The organism is Streptomyces sp. NPDC059850, assembly GCF_042731515.1.
In the GTDB taxonomy this organism is placed as follows: Bacteria; Actinomycetota; Actinomycetes; order Streptomycetales; family Streptomycetaceae; genus Streptomyces.
In genome coordinates this window covers 58,336-73,871 of record NZ_JBHWJI010000014.1, presented here as the reverse complement: position 1 = coordinate 73,871, position 15,536 = coordinate 58,336, and the positions used below count along the sequence as shown (strand labels likewise).

15 protein-coding genes are annotated in these 15,536 nt (G+C 71.8%); 8 read left to right on the top strand and 7 right to left on the bottom strand.

Features of this window, described 5'->3' with window-relative positions:
• Positions 1–60: 60 nt before the first annotated feature.
• From ACFV9T_RS13970 to ACFV9T_RS13950, 5 genes are all read right to left on the bottom strand, one after another.
• Positions 61–411: a hypothetical protein gene (locus ACFV9T_RS13970; RefSeq protein WP_385439702.1), complete on the bottom strand. Its 351-nt coding sequence runs from the start codon at positions 409–411 to the stop codon at positions 61–63.
• Between the two features lie 62 nt (positions 412–473).
• Complete coding sequence (locus ACFV9T_RS13965; RefSeq protein ID WP_385439700.1) at positions 474–1,643, bottom strand: amidohydrolase family protein; 1,170 nt, start codon at positions 1,641–1,643, stop codon at positions 474–476.
• A gap of 3 nt (positions 1,644–1,646) precedes the next feature.
• A complete protein-coding gene (locus ACFV9T_RS13960) occupies positions 1,647–3,011 on the bottom strand; it encodes a glutamine synthetase (protein ID WP_385439698.1) in 1,365 nt (454 codons plus the stop codon).
• A gap of 141 nt (positions 3,012–3,152) precedes the next feature.
• Positions 3,153–4,136 (bottom strand): ABC transporter substrate-binding protein, encoded by a 984-nt coding sequence (locus ACFV9T_RS13955; RefSeq protein WP_385439696.1) that lies wholly within the window; start codon positions 4,134–4,136, stop codon positions 3,153–3,155.
• Between the two features lie 49 nt (positions 4,137–4,185).
• On the bottom strand, positions 4,186–5,382 hold the full coding sequence (locus ACFV9T_RS13950; RefSeq protein WP_385439694.1) for a CdaR family transcriptional regulator: 1,197 nt from the start codon (positions 5,380–5,382) through the stop codon (positions 4,186–4,188).
• A gap of 171 nt (positions 5,383–5,553) precedes the next feature.
• Between ACFV9T_RS13950 and ACFV9T_RS13945 the strand changes: the two genes are divergently transcribed.
• The 3 genes from ACFV9T_RS13945 to ACFV9T_RS13935 are packed head-to-tail and all read left to right on the top strand — an operon-like array spanning position 5,554 to position 9,439.
• Entirely contained in the window at positions 5,554–6,969 is a 1,416-nt protein-coding gene (locus tag ACFV9T_RS13945; protein WP_385439692.1) for an MFS transporter, read from the top strand.
• The gene (locus ACFV9T_RS13940) at positions 6,966–8,270 is read left to right on the top strand and encodes an NAD(P)/FAD-dependent oxidoreductase (protein ID WP_385439691.1); all 1,305 of its coding nucleotides are present in this window, start codon (positions 6,966–6,968) and stop codon (positions 8,268–8,270) included. Before ACFV9T_RS13945 ends, ACFV9T_RS13940 begins: the two co-directional genes overlap by 4 nt.
• A gap of 14 nt (positions 8,271–8,284) precedes the next feature.
• Positions 8,285–9,439: a glycoside hydrolase family 105 protein gene (locus ACFV9T_RS13935; RefSeq protein ID WP_385439689.1), complete on the top strand. Its 1,155-nt coding sequence runs from the start codon at positions 8,285–8,287 to the stop codon at positions 9,437–9,439.
• Between the two features lie 58 nt (positions 9,440–9,497).
• On the opposite strand, the gene ACFV9T_RS13930 is transcribed toward ACFV9T_RS13935, so the two are convergent.
• Both ACFV9T_RS13930 and ACFV9T_RS13925 read right to left on the bottom strand, forming a co-directional pair.
• A complete protein-coding gene (locus tag ACFV9T_RS13930) occupies positions 9,498–10,589 on the bottom strand; it encodes a PQQ-dependent sugar dehydrogenase (protein ID WP_385439687.1) in 1,092 nt (363 codons plus the stop codon).
• An 11-nt stretch (positions 10,590–10,600) separates the two neighbouring features.
• The gene (locus tag ACFV9T_RS13925; RefSeq protein WP_385439686.1) at positions 10,601–11,410 is read right to left on the bottom strand and encodes a hypothetical protein; all 810 of its coding nucleotides are present in this window, start codon (positions 11,408–11,410) and stop codon (positions 10,601–10,603) included.
• 287 nt (positions 11,411–11,697) lie between these two features.
• On the opposite strand from ACFV9T_RS13925, the gene ACFV9T_RS13920 reads away from it, so the two are divergent.
• From ACFV9T_RS13920 to pqqE, 5 genes are all read left to right on the top strand, one after another.
• Complete coding sequence (locus tag ACFV9T_RS13920) at positions 11,698–13,197, top strand: glycoside hydrolase family 28 protein (protein WP_385439684.1); 1,500 nt, start codon at positions 11,698–11,700, stop codon at positions 13,195–13,197.
• 63 nt (positions 13,198–13,260) lie between these two features.
• Positions 13,261–13,401, top strand: a complete 141-nt coding sequence (gene pqqA / locus ACFV9T_RS13915; protein ID WP_385439681.1) for a pyrroloquinoline quinone precursor peptide PqqA — start codon at positions 13,261–13,263, stop codon at positions 13,399–13,401.
• Positions 13,402–13,477: 76 nt separating this feature from the next.
• Positions 13,478–14,176 carry a pyrroloquinoline-quinone synthase PqqC gene (pqqC, locus tag ACFV9T_RS13910; RefSeq protein WP_385439679.1) on the top strand — a complete coding sequence of 233 codons (699 nt, stop codon included), beginning with the start codon at positions 13,478–13,480 and terminating at the stop codon, positions 14,174–14,176.
• Positions 14,173–14,439, top strand: a complete 267-nt coding sequence (gene pqqD, locus ACFV9T_RS13905) for a pyrroloquinoline quinone biosynthesis peptide chaperone PqqD (RefSeq protein ID WP_385439676.1) — start codon at positions 14,173–14,175, stop codon at positions 14,437–14,439. Before pqqC ends, pqqD begins: the two co-directional genes overlap by 4 nt.
• The gene (gene pqqE, locus ACFV9T_RS13900; RefSeq protein ID WP_385439674.1) at positions 14,436–15,530 is read left to right on the top strand and encodes a pyrroloquinoline quinone biosynthesis protein PqqE; all 1,095 of its coding nucleotides are present in this window, start codon (positions 14,436–14,438) and stop codon (positions 15,528–15,530) included. Before pqqD ends, pqqE begins: the two co-directional genes overlap by 4 nt.
• Positions 15,531–15,536: the final 6 nt, after the last annotated feature.

Here is a 15,536-nt window from a genome sequence, read left to right as displayed (position 1 = left end):
GCGGGGCGGACAGTGCTACACGCCGCCGCCCCACGCCGAACCGTACCCGCCGGTAGACCCTTACGCGCCCCCGGGATCCATGCCGCTGGCCCGGGCTATCGCCTCGACCTCGCGCCGGTCGCGCTCCTGCTGGTTGCCCAGCTCGACCACCAACTGCAGCCCGTGCGGCCCCAGCAGACTGGTCAGCTTGGCCAGCTCCCGCCCGAGCGCGGGGGTGAACAGATCCCGGTCGAGCGCGGTGAACGGTACGTCGATACCGGGGGCGCCCGAGGACCGGCCCACGATGGCGTCGTTGATGCCGTGCAGGATGCGCAGCAGCAGATCGTACGACGCGGGGTCGAGGCGCGACTGAAGCTCGGCCAGGTGGAGCGCGAAGTCCTTCGCGCGCTCCAGGAAGTGCTCTTCGTCCATCCCACCATCGTGGCGAAAACCGTGGCGCAGCGCCCCGGGAACCGGGGATTCTGCGGCGAAGGCTAATGACCACGGGTGATTGTGCTGCCGAGCCCGTACACTCGGCGCGCGTTGTCCGCGCCGAGGAGCGCCGCCACGCGCCCCGCGTCGCCGCCCGACCACGCGCCCTCGCGCACCCACTGGTCCAGCAGCCCGGCCAGCGCCTCCCGGAACAGCCGCGCGCCCACCACGTACAGCTCGGGCAGCCCGTAGGCGTCGGTGGAGAAGAGCACCTTGCCGAACGGGGCCAGCTCCAGCATCTCGGCGAGCACCGCCCCGGCCCGCGCCCCGGTGTGGGTCAGGGACAGGCCGACGTCGGCGTAGACATGCGGGAAGACGGCGGCGAGGTAGGCCGCGCCTCGGTGGTACGGATAGCCGTGCAGCAGGATCAGCGAGCAGCCGGTGGGGCGGACCGCGCGGATGAAGTCGGTGAGCGCGAGCGGATCGCAGCGGTCCAGCCGCAGATCCGGATCGCCGAAGCCGGTGTGCAGCTGGAGCGGCAGCCCGGTGCGGGCCGCGGACCACAGCAGATGGCGCAGCAGCACCGGGTCGGTCACCCGGGCGGCGGGCGGGCCGCCCTCGGCGCGGTGGGCGAGCCAGCGCTCGGTCGCGGTGTGCACGGCGGCGGGGGCCGGTGGGTCGGGGTCGAAGTGGAGTCCGTAGCGGTAGGCGGCCACCGACTTGAAGCCCGCGGCGGTACGGGCGGCCTCCCGGATCCCGTCGGCGAGCCCGGCCAGGAAGTCGTCGGCGCTGCGCGAGGTGTCGGCGGTGCGCTCCGCGAGGTGTTCCAGCCGGACGATCTCGTGGGCGGTGCCCCCGGCCGCGGCGGCCAGCTCGTCCGGGGTGGTGAGATCGCCGGGGAGGCCCGTGTCGACGAGGAATTCGGTGATCCCGGCGGCGGTCAGCAGCCGCCGGTTGACCTCCCGTACCCCCAGCTCCCGCCGCCGGGCGAGATAGCGGGCGGGCGGGCAGTGGGGTTCCAGGCCGAGCAGCGGCGGGCACCAGCGGCGCAGCGCGAAGCCCAGCTGGCTGTCGAAGAAGGTGGTGCCGAGCGCGGCGGGCGCGTCGGACTCGGTCAGGAACGCCTCGAACGCGGCGGGGTCCAGTTCGCGGCGGGCCACCCCGTGACAGTGGTGGTCCACCAGCGGCGGCAGAGACGGCCCGGTGGGCGCCGTCCCCTCGGCGGAGTGCATCGTTCAGTACCGTCCCCGGGTCGCGGCCGCGATGTCCTGCGGGGTGGCCTTCTCGAACAGCGCCGCCTCGGCGCGGCGTACGGCGGCGATGGACTCGAAGAGCGGATCGCCGAGCGCCTCGCGCAGCACCGCCGAGTCCTCGAAGTGTTCCAGCGAGTCGAGCAGCGAGGTGGGCAGCCGCCGCTCGCGGCCCGTGTGCGCCGGGTCGCCGGAGACCGGCGGCGGCAGGGTGAGCCCGGCGTCGAGCCCGGCGAGCCCGGCGGCGATGACGGCGCCCGTCACCAGATAGGGGTTGGCCGCCGGGTCGAAGCACTTGACTTCGGCGTTGGCCGCGCCCGGGTCGTCCGGGGCGCCGGTGATGAAGCGCAGCGCGGCCTCGCGGTTCTCCAGCCCCCAGCACTGGTACGCCCCGGCCCAGCGGGAGGGTTCGAGCCGCAGATAGCTCGCGGGGGAGGGGGCGCCGATGGCGAGCAGGGCGGGCAGGGCGCGCAGCACTCCGGCGAGGAACGCCTCGCTGGTCGCGGTCATGCCGTGCGGTCCGTCCCCGTCCCGGCACAGATTGCGGTGGCCCTGCCACAGACTCAGGTGGAGATGGCCGCCGTTGCCGACCGTGCCCGCCTCGGCCACCGGTCCGAACAGCGGGGTCAACCCGTGGCGCGACGACACCCCGCGGATCGTCTCGCGGACGAGGACGGCCAGATCGGCGGCGCCCACCGGGTCCGCGGGCGCCACGGACACCTCGAACTGCCCGGCCGCGTACTCCGGGTGCAGCTGCAGCACCTCCACGCCCTGGGTGTGCAGCGTGTCGAGCAGGTCGGCGAGGTAGCCGGAGAGGTCGACCAGGCGCGCCATGCCGTAGGCCGGACCCGCCCCGGCGTAGGCCGCCGCGCCGTCCGGGCCGGGCGTGTCGCGTGTCGTGACGACCCACTCGGTCTCGAACCCCATGCGCACCGCGAGCCCCCGCCCGTGCGCCCGCTCGGTCATCCGGCGGGCGAACAGCCGCTGGCAGGCGGGGTGTTCCAGGCCGGACTGGGCGTACCGGTCGGCCGGGGCCCACGCCCAGCCGGGCTGGGCGGCCAGCGGGGTGAGCCGCCCGAGATCGGGGAAGAGCCGCAGATCGCCGTCGGGCCCGCCGATATGAGGGCTCGTCGTCATGGAGTCGTCCACGAGGTACACGTCGAAGACCGGGGACATGCCGACGCCCCGCCGGGCGCTCTGGGCGAGCCGCCCGGTGGGCACGGACTTGACCCGGGTGATTCCCGCGTTGTCCACCCAGGTCAGCGCGATGCCATGGATGCCCTGCGCGGTGAGCCGGTCGGCTTCCTGCCGCGCTTGTGCCTGTGCCTGTTCGCGATCGCCCGTCCCCATGGGCTACCTCCTCCGCCGCGGCCTGTACGCCGAGACTATTGCCTGCGGAGGGCATTATGGTGACGGATTGTCCCGAACGCATACGGGGCGTGACGGTGGGATATGCCTTCCCCATAACCGTCGCGAATGTCCCGGGCCGTCTCAGCGCCCCAGGTGCTCGGTGATGTCGTGCAGGACGACACGCGCGGCGGTCGGCCCGGCGTTGAGGTACCAGGGGTCGTCGTCCACGGTGACGGCGTGTCCGGCGCGCACCGCGTCGAGCTTCTTCCACAGCGGATTGGCGAGATAGGCGCCCGCGTCCGTCTTCCCGGGGCGGCCCTGGATGGAGTAGAAGATCCAGTCGCCGTCCATCTCGGGGATCCGCTCACCGCTCAGATCCTGGGAGATGTCGTCGAAGCGCTGTGACTTCGGGCGGCCGAGGCCCATGTCGTCGGCGATGGTGCCGGTGAAGGACTTCGCGCCGAACATCCGGACCCGGTCCGGGTTGAACCGCACCATGGACAGCTCCGTGTCCTTTCCGCCCAGCTTCCCGCCCCGCCGCGCGGCGTCCTTCTCGAAGCGGCTGACGATCGAGACCGCCCGGTCCCGCTGGCCGACCGCGTCCGCGACGGTCAGCAGGTCCTTCTTCCAGTTGACCCCGCGGCCCTTGGTGACGACGGTCGGCGCGATGGCCGACAGGGTCGGGTAGAGGTCGCCCTGGGTGCTGTTGACCAGGATCAGATCGGGCCCCGCGGCCGCGAGCTTCTCCATGGCGGGGGAGTTGCGGGTGCCGATGTCCGTCATCGCCGCGAGCGCCTTCGCCTTGCCGGGGAAGGCGTCGCGCAGATAGTCCGGGACCAGACCGGCGTTGTCGGCGCGGGTGGTGGCGGCGGGCACGAGGCCGAGGGTGAGCAGATCGTCGAGCTGTCCGGTGCTGATGACCGCGATGCGCTTCGGCTTCGCCTTGACCGGGGTGCTGCCGCGTTCATGGACGACGGTACGGGGGAAGGCGCCGTCCGCCTGCCGGGCGCCCGGCTTCCGCGTGGACGCCGACGACGAGTCCGCGGACTGAGCGGGGCCGCAGCCGGTGAGGACGGCCGCGGCCAGGGCGGCGGCGATCAGGGGAAACAGACGGTGGTTGCGCACGAACGACTCCAGAGGCTTAGGTGAGCCTTACCTTAGCCTGGGTGTGTGGTCAGGGTTCCCTCGCGGGGCGAGTGTTCTCCTGGAGGACGTCGGTCAGGCAGGCGAGATACATCTCGATGGCCTGGGCGGGCTCCCGTACCCGCTTCCCCGACAGCTTCGCGATCTTCTCCAGCCGGTACAGCAGCGTGTTCCGGTGGATGTGCAGCCCCTCCGCGGCCCGCACCAGATGGAAGCCGCCCTCCGCCCAGCCGATCAGTGTCTCGCGCAGCGTCGGCCAGTCCGGCTGCCCGCGCAGCTCCCCCAGTACCGCATCGGCGAACCGTGCACGCCCCTGGCCGGGAACCGACCCCAGCAGATGCGGTATCCGCAGGTCGCAGGCGGTGAAGACACGGTCGCCCGGATACACCGCCGGGCCGGTGCGCAGCGCGGTGGCCGCGTCCCGGTAGGAGTGGTGCATCCCGGTGGTGCCCGTGCCGGGCTCGCCGACGGCCATCCGCCCGTCCAGACCGTGGCGTTCACGCAGCAGCGACAGCAGCTGGCCGCAGGCGTCGGCGAGCCGTCCCGGGGCCGTGCGGTCACCCTGAGCGGCGGCCAGCACCACGTACCGCCCCGCCGCCTGCTCGCCCGCCACGTCCTGCCGGTCCCGGAACACCTCCCGTACGGTCCGCAGCACCGTGATCCGGGACACCGCGGCGCCCGCGCCCGCCGTACGCACCTCCAGCAGCAGCGCGGCCCGGGGCGCCCCGGGGGCCAGGCCCAGTTCCACCGCGCGGGCGTCCACCGCCCCGGCGTCGACCACCTCGGGATCGTAGAGCGCGACATCCCGTACGAAGTCGTCGACCGCCCGTTCATGGAGCATGCGCGAGCGCAGCAGCGCGTGCTCCTCCAGCAGGATCTCGGCCTGCCGCCGCACCACCAGCCCGAAGCGGTCCACCTCCGACGGTTTCCCGGTGAGACAGACCGTGCCGATGACCTCCTCGCCGACGGTGATCGGCAGGCTCATCCCGTGCCGCACCCCGCGCATCCGGCTCGCCTGCCCGGCGGTGTGGATGGCGGGCCGCCCGGTGCGCACCACCTCCAGCGACGCCTCGTGGACGGTGCCGACGCGCGAGAGGTCGCCGCAGCCGATGACGACCGCCCCGGGATCGGTGATCAGCACATTGAAGCCGGTGATCCGGCCGATGTCATGGGCGATCTCCTGAGCCAGCTGCGGCGTCAGGACGGGGTGGCCGCTCAGAGGGTCCATGGGCGGATCGTACAAGCGACCCCGCCGAGCGCTGGATCACTTCGTGCGACTCCTACGATGACCGAGAGCCCCGCGCTGCCTACCGTCTTCCGACATCAGCACCGGGCGCCCCGCGACCGCCCGGCCATCCGTCCTCCTCCTCCCCAGGAGCACCCCCTCCGGAGACGGCCTATGAGCACAGCATCACTCGAAAAGTCCCGCCCCACCCGCACCCACTGGCTCATCACGCTCTACGCGGGCGGCGGCGAGTTCTGCGACGGCTACATCCTCAGCATCATCGGCGTCGCGCTCCCGCTCCTCACCGCCGACTACCACCTCGACTCCTTCGACGCCGGGGTCATCGGCTCGGCCTCGCTGGTCGGCATGTTCGCCGGTGGCCTGATCTTCGGCTATGTCACCGACCGGGTCGGGCGGCAGAAGGTCTATCTCTTCGACATCGCCGCGTTCATCGTGCTGTCGGCGGCCCAGTTCTTCGTCACCGACCCATGGCAGCTCACCGTGCTGCGCTTCCTCATGGGCATCGCCATCGGCGCGGACTTCGCCATCGCGGGCACCATCGCCTCCGAGTTCGCACCCCGCAACTCCCGGGGCCCGCTGCTGGTCATCATGGTCACGATGTGGTCGGTCGGCGCCGCCGTCGCGTACGTCGTCGGCTGGGCGATGCTGTCCTCCGGCCACGACGACTGGCGCTGGATGCTCGCGAGCAGCGCCCTCCCGGCCGCGCTCATCCTCCTGCTGCGCTTCGGCACCCCCGAGTCGCCGCGCTGGCTGCTCAGCAAGGGGCGTACCGACGAGGCGCAGGCCGTGCTCACGCAGATGCTGGGCCCGGGCGCCAGCGTGGCCGACCTGGAGGCGGACACCGCCTCGCGCACCCGCTACAGCGACATCTTCCGCGGCGCCTATCTGCGCAGGACCGTCTTCGTCAGCGTGTTCTGGGCCTGTCAGCTGCTGCCCATCTACGCCATCACCACCTACGAACCCACCATCCTGGCCTCCTTCGGACTGGCCGACGGCAACGACTCCTACCTCGGCGCGGTCGTGGTGCAGATCTTCTTCGTCCTCGGCTCGCTGTCCGGAATCCTGGTGGTCAACAAGGGGCGGCGCACCCTGCTGCTGTGGAGCTTCGGCCTCTCCGCCATCCCGCTGCTCTGCCTCGCCGCCCTCGCCCACCCGGCACCGGCCGTCGTGGTCGTCCTCTTCGCGGCCTTCGGCGTGGCGTGCTTCTCCAGCCAGTGTCTGCAGGCCATCTACCCGTCCGAGCTGTTCCCGACCGGGGTGCGCGCCACCGCCAACGGCTTCGCCACCGGCATCAGCCGGGTCGGCGCCGCCATCGGCACCTGGGGAGCGCCTGTGGTCCTCGCGCACAGCACCCGGCTGGCGATGCTCCTCGGCGCGGTGATCTGCGCCATCGGCTGGGCCGCCTCGTACGTCCTCGCGCCGGAGACCAGCGGGCTGACCCTCGCCGACGCCAGCTCGGCGGAGCGCGACGGCGAGACGCGCGGCCGCTCCCGCCTGCGCCGCGATGCCGCCCCGACCACCGATGCCTCCCCGACCACGCCGCGGTCCGCGGTGAAGGAGACCTCATGACCTCCCCCGGCACCGCGCCCTCCTCGGTCACGGTCGTCGGCGGCGGAGTCGTCGGCCTGGTGTGCGCCCACTACCTCAGCGCCGCCGGGCTGCGGGTCACCGTCCTGGAACGCGACCGGCTGGGCAGCGGCGCCTCCCGTGGCAACGCCGGGGAGGTCTGCCCCGACCTGGTGGAACCGCTCGCCGCCCCCGGCGTCATCGGCACCGCGCTGCGCGGACTGCACCGCCCGGACAGCGCCCTGGCGGTCCATCCGTCGACCAGCGCCGCACTGCTGCGCTTCCTCGTCCGGTTCGGGCTGCGGGCCACCGCACGCCACTACGACCGTGGGGCGAGCGCCCTCGGCGCCCTCGCGCAGGGCACCTTCGGGCTCTTCGAGGAGCTGGAGGCGCTCGGCGTGGACGGGGACGCGCACAAGGACGGGTTCCTGTTCGCCTTCCCCTCCCGCGAGTACGCCGCCAAGGCGCTCACCGCCTTCCGCGGTCTCGGCGCGCCGATCGCCACCGGCGGGCTGCTCACCGGGGCCGCCCTCGCGGACACCGAACCCGCGCTCACCGAGGGGGCCCGGGCGGGGTTCGTGGTGGACGACCAGTGGTCGCTGGACCCCGGGCTCTTCGTGGACCGGCTCGCCGAGCGGCTGCGCCGACAGGGCGTCGAACTCGTCGAGGGCGCCCGGGTGTCGGCCGTGACGGACCGGGCCGGGCGCACCGAGGTACGGACCTCGGCGGGGACGTACCGCGGCGACGCGGTGGTCGTCGCCGCGGGCATCTGGTCCCGCGAACTGGTCCGCGGCCTCGGCGTGGACATCGACCTGGTGGCGGGCAAGGGCTACAGCTTCTCGGTGGCGGCCGAGCCCCCGCCCGCCCGGCTGGTCCACCTCGGCGCGGCCAAGGTGGTGCTCACGCCGATGGGCAAGCGGGTCCGGGTCGCCGGGACGATGGAGTTCGAGCGCGACCCCGACCGGTTCCGGCGGCGGCGCGTCGAGGCCATCGTGGCGGCCGCGCGCCCGTATCTGCGCCACGCCGACTGGGACGACCTCCAGGAGGAGTGGGTGGGCCCGCGCCCGATGACCCCCGACGGGCTGCCGCTGATCGGCCGGGTGCCCGGCCACTCCCGGGTGCTGCTGGCCACCGGCCACAACATGCTCGGGCTGATGCTCGCCCCCGCCACCGGACGGCTGGTGGCCGGACTGCTGACGGGGGATGCGGATCCGGCCCTTTCCTCCGCGTTTGCCCCGGTACGGTGCGCTCGGCGCTATCCTTGGCGTGCGCATGGCAACTCACCTGTCAATTCGCCTGTCTAGAGGAGAGTCCAGTGATGAGACGCAGGACCGTACTCGCGAGCGCGTTAGGCATCGGCGGCGGCCTTCTGCTGCCGGGGCTGCCGGGGACCGGGGCGGCCCACGCGGCCCGGGCGGACTGGTCGCGGGCGGTGGTGGACTCCACCATGGCCCGCTACCCCGACCCTGCCTCGCTCGGCGGCTGGGGCTACACCCGGGGGCTGTTCCTGCTGGGGGCGTACCGCGTCTACCAGCGGGTGGGCGAGCCCTCGTACCTGGCGTACATCAAGCGCTGGGTGGACAACCACGTGGACGCCGACGGCCATATGAGCCGCACCTTCGACAACCTCGACGCCATGCAGTCCGGGAACCTGCTGCTGTTGCTCCACCGGGAGACCGGCGACACGCGCTACCGGACCGCCGCCGACCAGATCCGCGGCCGCTTCGCCGACTACCCGCGCACCACGGACGGCGGCATGTGGCACGCCACCGGCAAGACCAACGAACTGTGGGCCGACGGTGTGTTCATGGCCCAGCCGTTCCTGCTGCGGTACGGCCTCGCGTACGGCGACAAGGCGTACGCGTACGACGAGGTCACCCGGAACCTCTCGGTGTACTTCCGCCACTTGAAGGCGTCGAACGGGCTGCTCTACCACGCCTATGACGCGGATGGCGACGCCCCCTGGAACCCGGACGACGCCACCGGCACCTCCGCCCACTTCTGGGCCCGCGCCATCGGCTGGACGGCGATGACGCACATCGAGGTGCTGGAGATGCTGCCCGCCCGCCATCCGCGCCGCGCCGAACTCATCGCCAACGTACGGCACTTGGCCAAGGGGTTCTTGCGCTACCAGGACCGGGCGACCGGCCGCTGGTTCCAGGTCGTCGACCGGGCGGACGAACCGGGCAACTGGCTGGAGACCTCGGCCTCCAGCATGTACACCCTGATGCTGCACGCCGCCTGGGAACACGGCTGGCTCCACGGGGGCGGCTACGCGGCGGCGGCGCGCCGGGGCTACCGGGGCGTCCTGGACAAGGTGACGGTCGACGCGGACGGGCTGACCAGCATCGCCGACATCAGCGAGGGCACCAACGTCGGTGATCTGGCGTACTACTTCGGGCGCAAGCGCAACACGAACGACCTGCATGGGCTGGGCGCCTTCCTGCTGATGAACGAGCGGCTCGCGCGCTGACACGCGGGTGCGGCCGCGCTCGGCGGAGCGCGGCCGCACCCACCCGGCCCGGAGCCCGCTACTTCAGCTCGACCTGGAACACCTTGTCCGCGCCGTCCGCCTCGCCACCGTTGTTGTCGGCGTTCGTCGTGGACAGCCACAGCGTGTTCTTGCCGGGCACCGTCTCGACGGTGCGCAGCCGCCCGTACGAGCTGGTGTAGTACGCCTTCGGGGTGCCCGCGCTCGTCCCGTCGACCGGGATCTGCCACAGCCGCTCACCCCGGAGCGCCGCCATGTAGAGTGCGCCGTCGGCGTAGGTGACCCCGCTGGGCGAGGCCTCGCCGACCGACCACTGGCGCTTGGGGCTGGTCATCCCGGAGGTGGAGCAGCTGCCCTCACAGGTGGGCCAGCCGTAGTTCTTGCCCGCCTCGATGAGGTTGAGTTCGTCGTACGTGCTGTTGCCCAGCTCCGCTTCCCACAGGCGGCCCTGCGCGTCCCAGGTGAGGCCCTGCGGGTTGCGGTGGCCGAGGGAGTAGACGAGGGTGCCGAACGGGTTGCCGGGGGCGGCCTTGCCGTCGGTGGTCATCCGCAGGATCTTGCCGTTGAGCGAGTTCTTGTTCTGCGCGTTGCTGGATGTCTGCGCGTCCCCGGTGGTGGCGTACAGATAGCCGTCCGGGCCGAACTTGAGGCGTCCGCCGTTGTGGTACTTGTTCTTGGCGATGCCGGTGACGATCGCCTTGTAGCCGCTCAGTGAGGAACCGTCGTAGGTCATGCGGGCGATCCGGTTGCCGTCCGACGCGGTGTGCATGATGTAGACGTAGTGATCGGTGTTCCAGTTCGGCGAGACCGCGAGGCCCATCAGCCCGCCCTCGCCACTGGTGGTCACCACATTGGGCACCGTGCCCACCGACGTCTTGGTGCCCGACTGGGTGAGCTTGAAGAGTTTGAACGAGTCCCGCTCGCTGATCAGCGCCGAGCCGTCCGGCAGCCAGCTCAGCCCCCACGGGATCGACCAGCCGGACGAGACGGTCTTGATGGACGAAGGGGCCGAAGTGGCGGAATCGGCCCCGGCCGGTGCGGCGTTGCCCGCGCCCGCCTGGGCGAGCAGCAGCCCGGCGGTGAGCGCGGTGGTGGCGGCCGCGGCCGCCAGGGTGTTCCGAGGGCTCTTCATCGCGTGTCCTCCTACTGGAGCTTGTACGCCTTGAAGTTGCGGGTGAGCAGGTACGTGGTCTGGAGGTTGCCGCTGTTCAGGCTCCGGTAGATGCCCCACTTGGGCCGCAGATAGTTCTTGCCGCGCCACAGGTCCAGGCCGGTGCGCTTGTGCGCGGCGACCTTCTTTCCGTCGGCGGTGGTCACGGACCAGTCGGCGTACGCGCCCGAGTCGGCCGCCTTGACCTCGACCGACACATCGCTCCAGGCGCCCTGGAGCGGCGACATGTTCGCGGCCCCGGCCTCGGTCAGGTTCTCGGCGTCGTCCGACGTCCGGATCTCGACCTTCGGGCCGTCGTCGTGCTGGTGCAGCGACATGGTGAACAGCGGGGCGGCCACGTCCCCGACCTTGATCTGCATGATGTGGGTGAAGCTCGTCGTCGCGTCCAGCGTGTCCGGTACGTACATCTGGTACTGGATGCGCCAGGTCTCGTTCTTGAGGATCTTGACGGCGGAGCCGTCCTGCTTCATGCCCCGGACCTCGTTGCGCTGGCGGTCGGTGCTGGTGTCGACGTCCTTGGGGTAGTGCATATCCGTCCGGAAACCGCCCTGGGAGGGGTAGATGTGGGTGGTCCCGGGGTGGGAGTCGGCGCGGTCGTCCTCGGCGCCTTCGAAGGCGCTGGCGACACTGGCTCCGGCCGCCGGATTCCACTTGAGGCTCCAGGCCGCGGCCGGTGCCTGCGGGGAGCGCTCGGTGCCGTAGGCGACCGCGGCCGGAGCGATCAGCGCGGCGGTGGCCGCGAGGGTGAGGGCGGTGCGCGGTAAGAGCGGTGGGCGCTCCATCAAGGATTCTCCTGTCTGATCCTTGTTCACATCGGGGGACTGTGAAGGTAGGAGGTGTGCCCTCATGAGTCAAGGAATGGTGTGGACCAGGAAGAGGGTCGCTCCGGGCTCTCGCTGTCCGAACCCCGCGACTACCTGCACATTCCGCTTGTTTAGCTGAATCGTGCACCCCATGCACCTCCCGAGAGATCGGAGGATTTTGACTGCACGCTTATTGACCGGACACCGACAGACCGTGACGCTGCATCAGGAACGTCACCGCCACGCGCCCGAGAAGGAGCTGCCACATGGCCCGATGGACGCGTCTGCGCCTCGCCGCCGCCACCGCGGCCGGGGCGTGCGCGCTCGCCACGCTGCCCTCCGCCGCCACCGCGGCCCCCGCCGCTCCCCGGACGTACGACGTGCGCGACTACGGGGCCACCGGCGACGGCACGACCCTGGACGACGACGCCATCGACCGGGCCATCGACGCGGCCGCCGCCGGGCCCGGCCGAGGCACCGTGCTGTTCCCGCCCGGCACCTACAAGTCCCGCACCCTCCACCTCAAGAGCGACATCACCCTGCACCTCGCCAAGGGCGCGACCCTGCTCGCCGCCGCCGGGGGCATGGACGAGGCCGAGCCCAACCCCTGGGACGCGTACCAGGACTTCGGCCACAGCCACTTCCGCAACGCGCTGCTGACGGGCGAGAACATCCACCACCTCGCCATCACCGGCTCCGGCACCCTCGACGGCGAGGGCCTGGGCACCAGCAACACCCTGGAGCCGGGCGTCGGCGACAAGATCCTCTCCCTCAAGCGCTGCTCCGACCTGGACATCAAGGACGTCACCTTCACCCGGGGCGGCCACTTCGCGCTGCTGCTCAACGGCTGCGACGGGGTACGGATGACCCGTACCAAGGTGCTCACCAGCACCGACCGGGACGCCGTCAACCTCATCAACAGCCGCCATGTCGACATCGGCCACTCCCGCATCGAGGGCCGGGACGACGGTGTCGTGCTCAAGAGCGACTACGCGCTCGGCCGGACGTACACCAGCCATGACATCCGGGTCCATGACTCCGATGTGCTCTCCACCGAGAACAACGCGCTCCAGTTCGGCTCGGAGACCTGCGGCGACTTCCGCGACATCCGCTTCGACCGGCTCCGGATCGGCGGCGGGGGCAAGGCGGCCATCGGCATCGTGTCCATGGACGGCGCCGACATCAGCGATGTCCGCTACTCGGACATCACCATGACCAAGGGCGCCACCCCCGTCTTCATCAAGATCGGCGACCGTAAGCGCTGCCCCGGCGCCCCGCCCGCCGGACGCATCCACGACATCGCCTTCGACAATGTCACCGGCACCGCCCTGACCCACCCGGTGACCGGCGTCGACTACACCAGCACCATCACCGGAGCGCCCGGCGCGGACGTCGAGGACATCACCTTCAACCGGGTGCGGCTGACCGTGCCCGGCGGCCACCCCGCCTCCGACGCGGAGCTGGTCCCCGGCGAATTCCTCACCGACTACGTCCCCAAGACCTATGGAGTGCGCCCCTCCTACGGCTGGTGGATCCGGCACGCCAAGGACATCACCTTCACCGACAGCGCCGTACGGACCGACACCAACGACGACCGGCCCGCGTTCATCGCGGACGACGGCGCGGCCGTCACCCTGGACCGGGTCACCGCCCAGCGCGGCAGCGCCAGCCCGTACGACGTGGGCTTCAGCGGAGTCACCGGCCCCGTGGTCCGGAACAGCACGACCACCGACGGCGAGGCGCTGCGGATCAGAACCACCCCCTGACTCCTCGCGAGCGACCGACCCGACCTCACCCACCCATCGGAAACCGGAAGGCAGGTCACCACCATGAACGAGACCGTGCGGCAGACCCCCACCACGGCGGACCGGACCCCGCCCGCACCGGAAGCCACCGCCTGGCAGACCCCCGACTACGTGGTCGTCGATACCGCGCTGGAGGTCACCGCCTACTCGCTGAACGCCCGCTGACGGAGCAGCACAGCGTGTGCCCCGGACCTCCCCGGGGCACGCGCCCACCCGGAGCCGACGGGATGGTGATCGAGTGATGACCCCGAGCCTCGAAGAGCGGCTGCGCGCCGTCGCCCAGGAGCGCTACCACGACCGGCACCCCTTCAACCTCCGTATGCACGCGGGTGACCTCACCCCCGCCGAACTGCGCCGCTGGATCCTCAACCGCTTCCACTACCAGCGCCACATCCCCGTCAAGGACGCGCTCATCACCGCCAAGCTGGACACCCCACGGCTGCGCCGGATGTGGCTGCGCCGCATCCAGGACCACGACGGCGCGGCCGACGGCGAGGGCGGCATCGAGCGGTGGTTACGGCTCGGCGAGGCCGCGGGCATCGGCCGGGAACGGCTGCTGACCGGCGCCGACGTGCTGCCCGGCGTACGGCTCGCGGTCGACGGCTACGTCAACTTCTGCCGCCTGGGCACCCCGCTGGAGGCCGTCGCCGCCTCGCTGACCGAACTGTCCGCGCCCGGCATCATGCGCACCCGCATCGAGGCGTTCGAAAGCCACTACCCGTGGATCGAGCGCGACGGGCTCCGCTACTTCCGGGACCGGGTGAGCCAGGGCAGCCGGGACAGCGCCGAAGCCCTCGATCTCGTACTGACCTGGGCCCGCACCCCCGAGGACGAGGAACGGGCGGTCGCGGCGCTGACCTTCAAATGCGAGGTGCTGTGGTCCCTGCTGGACGCGGTGGACCACGCCGACACCAAAGACACGGCGGGGGAGGGGACATGAGCGCCCCGGCCGTCTGGCGGCCCGCCCTGGCCCCTGCCGTGCATCTGCGCCACGACCGGGTGCGGGAAGTGGACCTGCTGGTGCTGCCCGAGCGCGTCGTCGTCCTGCGCGGCACCGCCGGAACCGTACTGCGGCTGTGCGACGGCGCCCGCGACCTCGATGCCATCGTGGCCGAACTCGCCGAGCGCTTTCCCGGCGCCCCCGTGGACACCGAAGTCCCCGCGTTCCTGGACCGGATGCACGAGGAGGGCTGGCTACGGTGACCACCCAGGCCCGCCCGTGGGCGCTGCTCGCCGAGCTGACCCACGGCTGCCCACTGCACTGCCCCTACTGCTCCAACCCGCTCCAACTCGTGCGCCCCTCCCGCGAACTGACCAGCGAGGAGTGGGGCCGGGTGCTGCGCCAGGCGGCGGATCTCGGCGTCGTCCACACCCATCTGTCCGGCGGCGAGCCACTGCTGCGCCGCGACCTGGAGCCGATCGTCGACGCCGCCGTGTCCGCCGGGCTCTACACCCAGCTCGTCACCAGCGGCGTCGGGCTGGACGAGGCCCGGCTGACGGCGCTGACCGGGGCCGGGCTGCACAGCGTCCAGCTCTCCGTCCAGCACGCCGACCCCGCCGCCTCCGACCGGATCGCCGGATACCGCTCGTTCGCCGCCAAGGAGCGGGCCGCCGCCCTGGTGCGGGAGTCGGGGCTGCCGCTGGGTGTCAACGTCGTCCTGCACCGCGACAACCTCGACGCGCTCGACGGCATCATCGAACTGGCCGTGGAGTGGGGTGCCGACCGCGTCGAACTCGCCAACACCCAGTTCTACGGCTGGGCCCTGCGCAACCGCGCCGCCCTGCTGCCCACCCGCGACCAGCTCGCCCGGGCCCGGGAGGGCGTCGCGCGCTGGCGCGAGAAGCTCGGGCGCCGCACCGAACTGGTGTGGGTCCTCCCGGACTACTTCGAGGGCGTCGCCAAGCCCTGCATGGGCGGCTGGGGCGCGGTCTCGCTCACCGTCGCGCCCGACGGCACCGTCCTGCCCTGCCCCGCCGCGGCCGCCCTGCCCGGCCTCGACCCGCCGAACGTCCGCGATCACGCGCTGGAGTGGATCTGGGACCACTCCACCGCCTTCAACCGCTACCGGGGCGAGGAGTGGATGGCCGAACCCTGTCGTAGCTGCGCCCACCGCGCCGAGGACTTCGGCGGCTGCCGCTGCCAGGCGTACGCGCTCACCGGGGACGCCGCCCGCACCGACCCGGCCTGCTCCCTCTCACCCGATCATGGCCTGATCCGTACGCTCACCGGCCCCGCCGCGGCCGCCGAACCCCCGCCCACGGGCTATACGTACCGCGGGTACGGGAGGGGGTGAGACCGC

Excerpts from the sequence above, each read along its gene's own strand:
- ACFV9T_RS13940 (WP_385439691.1), top strand. The coding sequence starts at position 6,966 with ATGACCTCCCCCGGCACCGCGCCCTCCTCGGTCACGGTCGTCGGCGGC.
- pqqC (WP_385439679.1), top strand. The coding sequence starts at position 13,478 with ATGACCCCGAGCCTCGAAGAGCGGCTGCGCGCCGTCGCCCAGGAGCGC.
- pqqD (WP_385439676.1), top strand. The coding sequence starts at position 14,173 with ATGAGCGCCCCGGCCGTCTGGCGGCCCGCCCTGGCCCCTGCCGTGCAT.
- ACFV9T_RS13950 (WP_385439694.1), bottom strand. The coding sequence starts at position 5,382 with ATGGACCCTCTGAGCGGCCACCCCGTCCTGACGCCGCAGCTGGCTCAG.
- ACFV9T_RS13925 (WP_385439686.1), bottom strand. The coding sequence starts at position 11,410 with ATGGAGCGCCCACCGCTCTTACCGCGCACCGCCCTCACCCTCGCGGCC.
- ACFV9T_RS13920 (WP_385439684.1), top strand. The coding sequence starts at position 11,698 with ATGGCCCGATGGACGCGTCTGCGCCTCGCCGCCGCCACCGCGGCCGGG.
- ACFV9T_RS13930 (WP_385439687.1), bottom strand. The coding sequence starts at position 10,589 with ATGAAGAGCCCTCGGAACACCCTGGCGGCCGCGGCCGCCACCACCGCG.
- ACFV9T_RS13935 (WP_385439689.1), top strand. The coding sequence starts at position 8,285 with ATGAGACGCAGGACCGTACTCGCGAGCGCGTTAGGCATCGGCGGCGGC.
- ACFV9T_RS13945 (WP_385439692.1), top strand. The coding sequence starts at position 5,554 with ATGAGCACAGCATCACTCGAAAAGTCCCGCCCCACCCGCACCCACTGG.
- ACFV9T_RS13970 (WP_385439702.1), bottom strand. The coding sequence starts at position 411 with ATGGACGAAGAGCACTTCCTGGAGCGCGCGAAGGACTTCGCGCTCCAC.
- ACFV9T_RS13960 (WP_385439698.1), bottom strand. The coding sequence starts at position 3,011 with ATGGGGACGGGCGATCGCGAACAGGCACAGGCACAAGCGCGGCAGGAA.
- pqqA (WP_385439681.1), top strand. The coding sequence starts at position 13,261 with ATGAACGAGACCGTGCGGCAGACCCCCACCACGGCGGACCGGACCCCG.
- ACFV9T_RS13965 (WP_385439700.1), bottom strand. The coding sequence starts at position 1,643 with ATGCACTCCGCCGAGGGGACGGCGCCCACCGGGCCGTCTCTGCCGCCG.